Source organism: Kitasatospora putterlickiae, assembly GCF_039527695.1.
Classification (GTDB): Bacteria; Actinomycetota; Actinomycetes; order Streptomycetales; family Streptomycetaceae; genus Kitasatospora; species Kitasatospora putterlickiae.
In genome coordinates, this window is sequence record NZ_BAAAKJ010000238.1 from 1 (window position 1) to 8029 (window position 8029).

Sequence of the window (8029 nt, forward strand, 5' to 3'; positions counted from 1 at the left end):
GGCCCGCCCGGCCCGCCCGGCGCGGCGCGTCGGCACCGTGCCGCAGGCCGAGCGCGGCCGGCGCGTGCCGCTCTCCTTCGCCCAGCTGGACATCATGCACCAGCCCGTCGACCCGGAGGCCCCGCACCACAACGTCATCACCGCCACGGTCCTGACCGGCACGCTCGACCCGGCCGCGCTGCGCCACGCCCTGGACGCGATCGTGGCCCGCCACGAGGCGCTGCGGACCCGGATCGTCGAGGACGGCGCCGGCTCCTGGCACCAGCTGACCGACCCGGTCGGCGGCTGGCCGCTGGCCACCGCGGACCTGCGCGGCGAGCCCGAGTCGACCAGGACCGAGGCGCTGCGCCGCCTCGTCGCCGCCGAGGTGGACCGCCCGTTCCGGCTCGCCGAGGGCCCGCTGGTGCGTGCCACCCTGGTCGCCACCGGCCCGGACACCTGGGTGCTGGTGCTGGTGCTGCACCACATCGTGGTCGACCTGTGGTCCTACGCGCTGCTCGGCCGCGAACTGCGGGAGCTGTACGCCGCCCGGGTGCTGGGCCGTGAGCCCCGGATGCCCGAGCCCGCCGTCCAGTACCCGGACTGGGCGGCCTGGCAGCGGCGGCGGCTGGCCGACGGCGAGCTCGACGAGCACGTCGCCCACTGGGAGCGGCTGCTGGCCGACCTCCCGGCGCTGCCCCGCTTCGAGGCGCCCGAGCACCAGAGGACCGGCGAGGTCGAGGGTTACACCAGCGGCTTCGTCCTGGAGCCGGCGGTCACCGCGGCGCTGAAGGAGGCCGCGCGGCGCGAGGGCACCACCCTGTTCATGCTGCTGCTCTCCGCCTTCCACCTGCTGCTGCAGAGCTACGCGGACAGCGACAACGATCTCGCGGTCGGCTTCCCGCTGGCGGGCCGGGAGCACCCGCAGACCGAGCAGATGATCGGCTTCTTCATCAACCCGGTGGTGGTCCGCCCCCGCCCGGCCGAGGACGCCACCGTCCGCGACCTGGTCGCCGCCGTGCGCGCGGGGGTCCTGGACGCCCATCTGCACCAGGAGGTCCCGCTGCGGTGGCTGCGCCGGGACGCCGGGGAGGACCGCAACCCGCTGCGGCTGCTGTTCAACCTGCTGAACGTCGCGGGCGAGCCGCTGGACCTGCACGGCCTGAGCGCGGCGCCGCTGAACCTCAACGTCGGCGACGCCGAGGTGATCCCGGAGCTGATCACCGAGATGCGCCCGCACAACGCCGACCTCTACCTGATGATGCACGAGTCGGACGCCGGGCTGCGCGGCCTGTGGCTGTACTCGCCGGAACGGATCGACCCGCGCTCGATGGCCGCCATGGCCCGTCAGTGGCCGTTCGTCCTGGACCTGCTGACCCGTCACCCCGACCTGCCGCTCACCGAGCTGCGCCGCCGCGTGCGGCAGCGCCCGGCGTAGCCGGCCACGCCCCCGGGCGCCCTTCCCACGCCCCCATCCGAAAGGCAGGCCATGAACCGCACGACCACCCCCGTCGCGCTGATCACCGGCGGCACCCGAGGCATCGGCCGCGCCACCGCCCTGCGGCTCGCCGAGGACGGCTACGACGTAGCCCTGTGCTACAGCGCCGACGCCGAGGCGGCCCGCACCCTGGAGAAGGAGCTGCGGGACCTCGGCCGGGCCGTCTACGTCCGCCGCACCGACGTCGCCGACGCCGCCGCCGTCCGCGAGCTGGTCGACGGCGCCGAGGACGCCCTGGGCCCGGTCACCGCGCTGGTCGCCTCGGCGGCGATCCTGCGCGACACCCCGCTGCTGCTGATGGAGGACCAGGACTGGCAGGACGTCCTCCAGGTCAACCTCAGCGGCGTCTACCACGTCTGCCGCGCGGTGATCGACGGCATGGCGCTGCGCCGCCACGGCGCCATCGTCACCCTCTCCTCGGTCGCCGGGGTCTGCGGCAACCCCGGCCAGACCAACTACGCGGCGACCAAGGCCGGCATCATCGGCTTCACCCGCTCGCTCGCCCAGGAGGTCGGCCGCTACGGCATCCGCGCCAATGCGGTCGCCCCCGGCTACATCGACACCGACCTGGTCGCCGACCTCCCGGAGGAGGCCGTCGAGCGGTCCCTGGACCAGGTCGCGCTGCGCCGCCTCGGCCGGCCCGAGGAGGTCGCCGACCTGGTCTCCTTCCTCCTCTCGGACCGGGCGTCCTACCTCACCGGCGAGGTCGTCCGCATCGACGGCGGCTTCCGCTGACCACCGCCCCCTCCTCCCCACTCTGGAGCCCCCGTGTCCGACACCCCCTGGACCGTGCTGGTCAACGACGAGGAGCAGCACGCCCTCCACCCCGCCGGTCTCCCCGCCCCGGACGGCTGGCGCCCCGCCGGCTTCACCGGCACCGAGGCCGCCTGCGAGTCCTGGGTCGACGCCCACTGGACCGACCTGCGCCCGCTGTCGCTCCGTCAGGGAGGGTGACCACTTCACCACGGCCCGTGATCGTGCTAGCTTCCTCCGGTGTCGAGAATTCTGGTCACCGATCTGGACGGCACCCTGCTCGGCGGCAGCCCGGAGCAGCGGCGGCGACTGCGGGACGCGCTGCTCCGCCGTCCCGAGGTGACCCCGGTCTTCGCCACCGGCCGGGGTCTCGCCTCGGTCCAGGAGGTCCTGGCCGACCCGCTCGTCCCACGGCCTCGGTGGATCATCGCCGACGTCGGCGCCACCGTCGTCGACGGCACGGACCTCACCTCCGTGGACGGGCTGCGGGAACAGTTGCGGGCCGGCTGGCCGGGAGCGGACCGCGTGCGCGCCGCGCTGCGCCGCTTCCCGGACCTCGCCTACCAGGACGACGTCGTCCAGGACGGCCGCTGCTCCTACCGCCTGGCGCCACGGCACCTGACCGGCGAACTCACCGCCGCCGTCGAGGCCCTCGGCTGCGCCTGGGTGTACTCCGGGGACCGCTACTTCGACGTCCTGCCGCCCCGGGCGTCCAAGGGCAACGCCCTGCGCGCCCTGGCCGGCCGGCTCGGCTGGCGGCCCGAAGAGATCCTGGTCGCCAGCGACTCCCTCAACGACCTCTCGCTGTACCGGCTCGGCGCGCACGCGGTGGTGGTCGGCGGCGCCGAACCCGCCCTGCTCGCCGCCCTCGCCGGGGACCCCCGGGTGCACCGCCCCGACCGGCCCGGCGCCGCCGCCATCCACACCGCCCTGGAAGCCCTCGGCTGGCTCTCCCCTTCCTCCCCCTCTTCCCCTACTCCGGAGGCAGAATGCCGGCCCGCCGGGCGGCCGTGATCCAGCGGGGGAACTGGGAGAGCAGGCGGTCGTACAACTCGGGATCGGGCAGCGTGCTGATGTCGTCCACCGAGAAGAACCCCACGTTGTCGACGCGCCGTCCGGGCAGTTCGTCGAAGCGCTGCAACACCCCGTAATCAGCGCGCCCCAGGCCCACGAACTGCCAGAACACCGGCTCCTCCACGGCCGCCCGCAGCTCGCGCTCGATCTCCGCGTTGCGGTAGACCCCGCCGTCGGAGAAGAACAGCACCAGCGTGGGCGCCGCCGCCGGATCGCCGCGCACGAACTCCCGGACCTCGGCGATGACCTTCTGCTCCTCGTTGCCCACGCCGACCGCCTTCATGTCGACCTCGCCCTCCGGCAGCGCGGAGCGCCTCCGCCGGCGCCCGAACAGTCCGCCCAGCTGCCCGACCTTGACGTGCCGCATCCAGCCGGGCAGCTCCCCCACCCGCAGATCGGGCAGCCGCGCCGGGTTCGACGCGAACGTCCACGCCTGCATGGCCCCGTCGTCGTCCAGCTGCGCCGCCACCGCGGCCATCCGCTCCACCACATCGGCCACCACACCCCTGGCATACAGCCCCGACATGGACCCCGAGGCGTCCAGCACCAGGACCACCCGCGCGACGATCCCGGCGGCACCGTGCTTCTCCAGACTCACCGCCACCTGCCGCTTGCGCAGCGACAACCGCTCCCGCATCTCCGCCGGAAGCCGCTCCTCCTCCACCTCCCGCTCCCCCTCCTCCTCCACCGTGACCCCGAAGTCGGTGGCCAGCCCGGCCAGCCCCGAGGCGTACCCCTGCCCCACCGCCCGGAACCTCCACCCCCCGCCCCGCCGGTACAACTCCCCGCCGAGGAACACGGTCTCCGGCCCGCCCGCCATCTCGAAACGGGCCACCTCGCCCTCCGTCCCCACGTCCACCAGCCGCAGCACCAGCCCCCGCACCTGCCCGAACACACCCCCGTCCGCCGAAGCGGCCAGCACGATCCGCTCCACCCCCGCCTCCACCCCCACCAGATCCACCACGACCCGGTCCACCACGGTCCCGCCCCCGCCGTCCACCTTCCCCTGGTGCCTCACCGCGCCCGAGGCATGCCGCGGCTGGTTGTAGAACACCAGGTCCCCATCCCCACGGACCCGTCCATCCGCCCCCAGCAGCACGGCCGACGCGTCGACATCGGGCCCCCCGGCCCCGGCCACCCAACCGAGCTCCACCCGCACAACAGCCGCCCCGACCGGAACGTTCGCCCCCGCGCTCAAAGATCGCTCACTCATGCCCCCAGTCTGGCCGAACCCCGCCACCACGGGCGAAGGAGCGGCGCACGCCGACGGCCCGCCGACCGTCGGGACTATCAGGATTTCGGTGTACGGCACCCGTTTGGGCCAGGTGTTGATCTTGGTGTGGGGTGTGGGCCGGTTGGGCTCATGCCCGTCCGGCTGACAGGCGGCCGTCGAAGGCGATGTCGATCAATTCGCCCCCCGGCCGGGCGTCTTCGTCAGCGACGGGTCAGGGGCAGGTCGGGCGGTGGGGGGTGCCGGGGAGGTGGGTCCTCCACTCCTCGGCGGTCAGGCTGCCTCCGGCGCGGCGGCAGGTGTGGTCGGCGGCGGCGGCCGGGCTGATCGCGAGGCGCTGCAGGGGGACGTGCCGGCCGGAGGCGTGGAGGGTGGTGCCGTCGGGGCTGAAGGCGAGCGCGTGCGCGGTGTCCCCGGCGGACGGGAGCGGAAGGCCGATCGGCTGGTTGGCGGCGAGGTCCCAGAGCTGGACCGAGCCGTCCAGGGTCGCGACGGCGAGCGTGCGGCTGTCACGGGAGAACGCCAGGGCCGTGACCGGCCCGGGCGACTCCGGCACCGCGCGGGCCAGGGTCCCCACGCGCCGCTTCACCTGGCCGTCCCAGAGGACGACGGCCCCGGTACTGTCGCCCGTGGCCAGCAGCGTGCCGTCCGCGTTGAACTCCAGGACGTCCGACGGCCCGGGGCCCGACGCGATGGCTGCCGGCGGCTCCGCCGACATGTCCAGCACCTTCCCCGTCGACGTGACCAGCAGTCCGCCGTCCGGGCGTACCGCTGTGCGTGAGCCGCCGACCTCGGGGAGCACCACGGCCGGTGACGCCTCGCCGCGCAGGTCCCGGAACGAGCCGTCCCGTGCGGGACCGGTGAGCACCGCCCACCGGCCGGCCGGGCCGATGGCGGCCGAGGCCGGTCGGCGGAGTGCGAAGCCTCCCCGCGGGTCGAGGCTGCCGCGCGGCCGCCGCCGCACCGTGTCCCAGAGCCGCACCGGTGGCGGGCCGTCGCCCGGTGATCGAGGCATGCCGACGACGTGGGCGAGGAGCGTCCCGTCGACGCTGAAGTCCAGGAGGGGGGAACAGGGTGAGGGGCAGGGCTCGACGGGCAGTTCGGCGACGGGGTCGCCGGTCCTTCCGTCCAGGATCCGCAGCCCCGCGCCGCCGTCCTCGACGCTGTGCCCGGCCGGCGGGGCCACGGTGGCGAGCAGTGTCCCGTCGGGACTGAACCGTGCCACGGGTGTCTCCTCCCGCCGCCAGCCGTCCGCCACGGCGGTCCGCATGTCGAGGGTGTGGACCGTGGTGCCCTGCCCGGCCGCCAGGCCTCCGAGGTAGCGGATCAGGCCCCTGGCGGGATCGATCCGCAGCTCGGTGAGCGCTTCACCCGACGTGTTGTAGCTGAAGACCGGGCCGTCCGGGGAGTCCGTCCTCCAGAGGAGCAGGCTGTTCGTGGTGGCCGTCGCCAGGAATCGCCCGTCGGCGCTGAAGGCGATCTCCTGCACGCTCCGGAGCCTGATCGACGGCAGTTCGACGCCCGAGGCGATGTCCCACCACCGCACCCCGCGTTCGGCGGCCAGGACCATCAGCCGGCCGTCGGGCGAGAAGGAGACGCGCTCGTCGGAGCACTCCAGCCGGGAGGGGGTCGGTGCCCACGGGGCGTCGATCCGGCGGAGGCCGACGAGGTCCCACAGCTGGAGGGGGCCGTCGGGGACGCAGAACGCCGCCGTCCGTCCGTCCGGGCTCAGGGCCACGTCCGGTGCCGCCAGGTCCTCCATCCGGTGTTCGACCGATCGCGTCGTCGTCTCCGACATCCGCGTCGACACCGTGCCGACGTCCGGGCGCGTCGGATCGCGCGGCGCCCGCAGGTCCAGGACGGGTCGGCGATCGGCGAGGTTCCAGACCCGCGCCGTGTACTCGTCGTCGGTGTGGTCGTACACGACGATGTACCGGCCGTCCGACTCGGCTCCGTCCTTCACCGGGCCGGTGAGCGGGTCCTGGCGGCCGGTGGAGAGATCCCGGAGGCTCACCGACCCGTCCTCGGCGTGGTGGGCCAGCGTGGTGCTGTCGTTGCGCGGCGTCGCGGCGGCCCTCACCTCCGCTCCCAGGCCCGGCCGGGTGGCGGTCCGGCGGTGGGTGTCGAGGTCCCAGGTCACCACCTCCTCGGCACCGACGCTGATCAGTGTGCGGCCGTCGTCGCTGAGCCTGCGCCGGGTGTCCGCGCCGTTCTGGGGGTCGGTGAAGACGTCCTGGTCGGGCTGGGCCATGGCGGCCAGGACCGCCGAGCGGCTCTCCGGCAGGTCCGCGAGCCGCCAGGCCGCCAGGCCCAGACGCATCGCGGTGACCGGGTCGGTGGCGCGCAGGCTGGCGGCGACGGAGGCGATTCGGCGGGCCTCGGCCTCGATCCGGCGGCGCTCGGCGGCCCGGTTCTGCTGCCAGGCGGCCAGTCCGGCGACCAGCGCGATCACCAGCAGCAGGCTGAGCGCCACGGTCCGGCCTCGGCGGTGGCGCCGGTCGCGGGTGCGGTCGGCCCGGGCGGCGGCCAGGAACTCGCGTTCCAGCGGGGTGAGGCCGTCCTGCGCGCCGGGGCCGCCGAAGTGCGCCTCGGCGGTGTCCAGGCGCAGTCCCCGGTAGAGGGCGCCGGGGTCGCGGCCGAGGGACCGCCAGTTCTCGGCGGCCTCGGTGAGGTGGCGCTGGGCGTGGAGCAGTTCCCGGTCCTCGCCGATCCACGCCAGAAGTCGGGGCCAGGCGGTGAGAAGGGCCTCGTGGGCCAGGTCGACGACGGACTCCTCCAGGGTGATCAGTCGGGCGCGCGCCAGTCGCTCCAGCACGCGGCCGGTCTCGGGCGTCCCTCCCGCCGTCAACTCGGCGTGCGCGGTGGGGCGCCGGGTGTCCTGGGTGCCGCGTCCGGGGGCGACGAGCCGCAGCAGGATCCGGCGCGCGGCGTCGGCCTCGGCGGGGCCGAACCGCTCGTAGAGTTCCTCGGCGGTCCGGGCGATCGCGCCGTGGATGCCGCCGGCCGCCTCGTACGCGGCCTCGGTGAGTGCCCGGCCCTGGCGGCGGCGCCAGGTCTCCAGCAGGGCGTGCGACATCAGCGGAAGTCCGCCCGGCTCGTCGCCGACCTCGCGCACGATCCGGGCGGTCAGGGCGCGTTCCACGATCAGGTTCGCCGTCGCGGCGGGTTTGACGACGGCCTCGCGCAGTTCGTCGGGGGTCATCGGGGTGACGAGTTGGACGGCTCCCTGGAACGCCTCGGCGAGCGCGAGGTGGGTGGCGCAGTGTCCGAAGAAGTCCGCCCGGACGGCGAGGACGACGCGGGGGCCGCGCGGGGACGGCGGCGAAGCGGCCGGGTTCGTCGGATCCGGTGCCTGGCCGTTCGGCCTCGGAACGGTGACGGCGAGCAGGAGGTCCAGGAAGCGGGCGCGTTCGTCCTGATCGGTGCAGAGGGTGAACACCTCCTCGAACTGGTCGACCACGATCACCGCCCCCTCGGCGGCGGCCGGTTCGCGG

At 74.7% G+C, this 8029-nt stretch carries 6 protein-coding genes; 4 read left to right on the forward strand and 2 right to left on the reverse strand.

Features of this window, described 5'->3' with window-relative positions; translation table 11 throughout:
* The 4 genes from ABD308_RS23840 to ABD308_RS23855 form a co-directional block, all read left to right on the forward strand.
* The coding region (locus tag ABD308_RS23840) for a condensation domain-containing protein (protein ID WP_344338408.1) at positions 1-1417 on the forward strand (1417 nt) is incomplete at its 5' end.
* 51 nt (positions 1418-1468) lie between these two features.
* Positions 1469-2212: a 3-oxoacyl-ACP reductase FabG gene (fabG, locus tag ABD308_RS23845; RefSeq protein WP_344338410.1), complete on the forward strand. Its 744-nt coding sequence runs from the start codon at positions 1469-1471 to the stop codon at positions 2210-2212.
* 33 nt (positions 2213-2245) lie between these two features.
* Complete coding sequence (locus ABD308_RS23850) at positions 2246-2431, forward strand: MbtH family protein (protein ID WP_344338412.1); 186 nt, start codon at positions 2246-2248, stop codon at positions 2429-2431.
* Positions 2432-2470: 39 nt separating this feature from the next.
* The gene (locus ABD308_RS23855; protein ID WP_344338414.1) at positions 2471-3244 is read left to right on the forward strand and encodes an HAD-IIB family hydrolase; all 774 of its coding nucleotides are present in this window, start codon (positions 2471-2473) and stop codon (positions 3242-3244) included.
* On the opposite strand, the gene ABD308_RS23860 is transcribed toward ABD308_RS23855, so the two are convergent.
* Both ABD308_RS23860 and ABD308_RS23865 read right to left on the reverse strand, forming a co-directional pair.
* Positions 3204-4517: a VWA domain-containing protein gene (locus ABD308_RS23860; protein ID WP_344338448.1), complete on the reverse strand. Its 1314-nt coding sequence runs from the start codon at positions 4515-4517 to the stop codon at positions 3204-3206. The two genes, ABD308_RS23855 and ABD308_RS23860, sit on opposite strands and share 41 nt — an antisense overlap.
* Before the next feature lie 232 nt (positions 4518-4749).
* Positions 4750-8029, reverse strand: a 3280-nt coding sequence (locus tag ABD308_RS23865; RefSeq protein WP_344338416.1) for a WD40 repeat domain-containing protein, incomplete at its 5' end; no start/stop codon positions are given.

Excerpts from the sequence above, each read along its gene's own strand:
- fabG (WP_344338410.1), top strand. The coding sequence starts at position 1,469 with ATGAACCGCACGACCACCCCCGTCGCGCTGATCACCGGCGGCACCCGA.
- ABD308_RS23860 (WP_344338448.1), bottom strand. The coding sequence starts at position 4,517 with ATGAGTGAGCGATCTTTGAGCGCGGGGGCGAACGTTCCGGTCGGGGCG.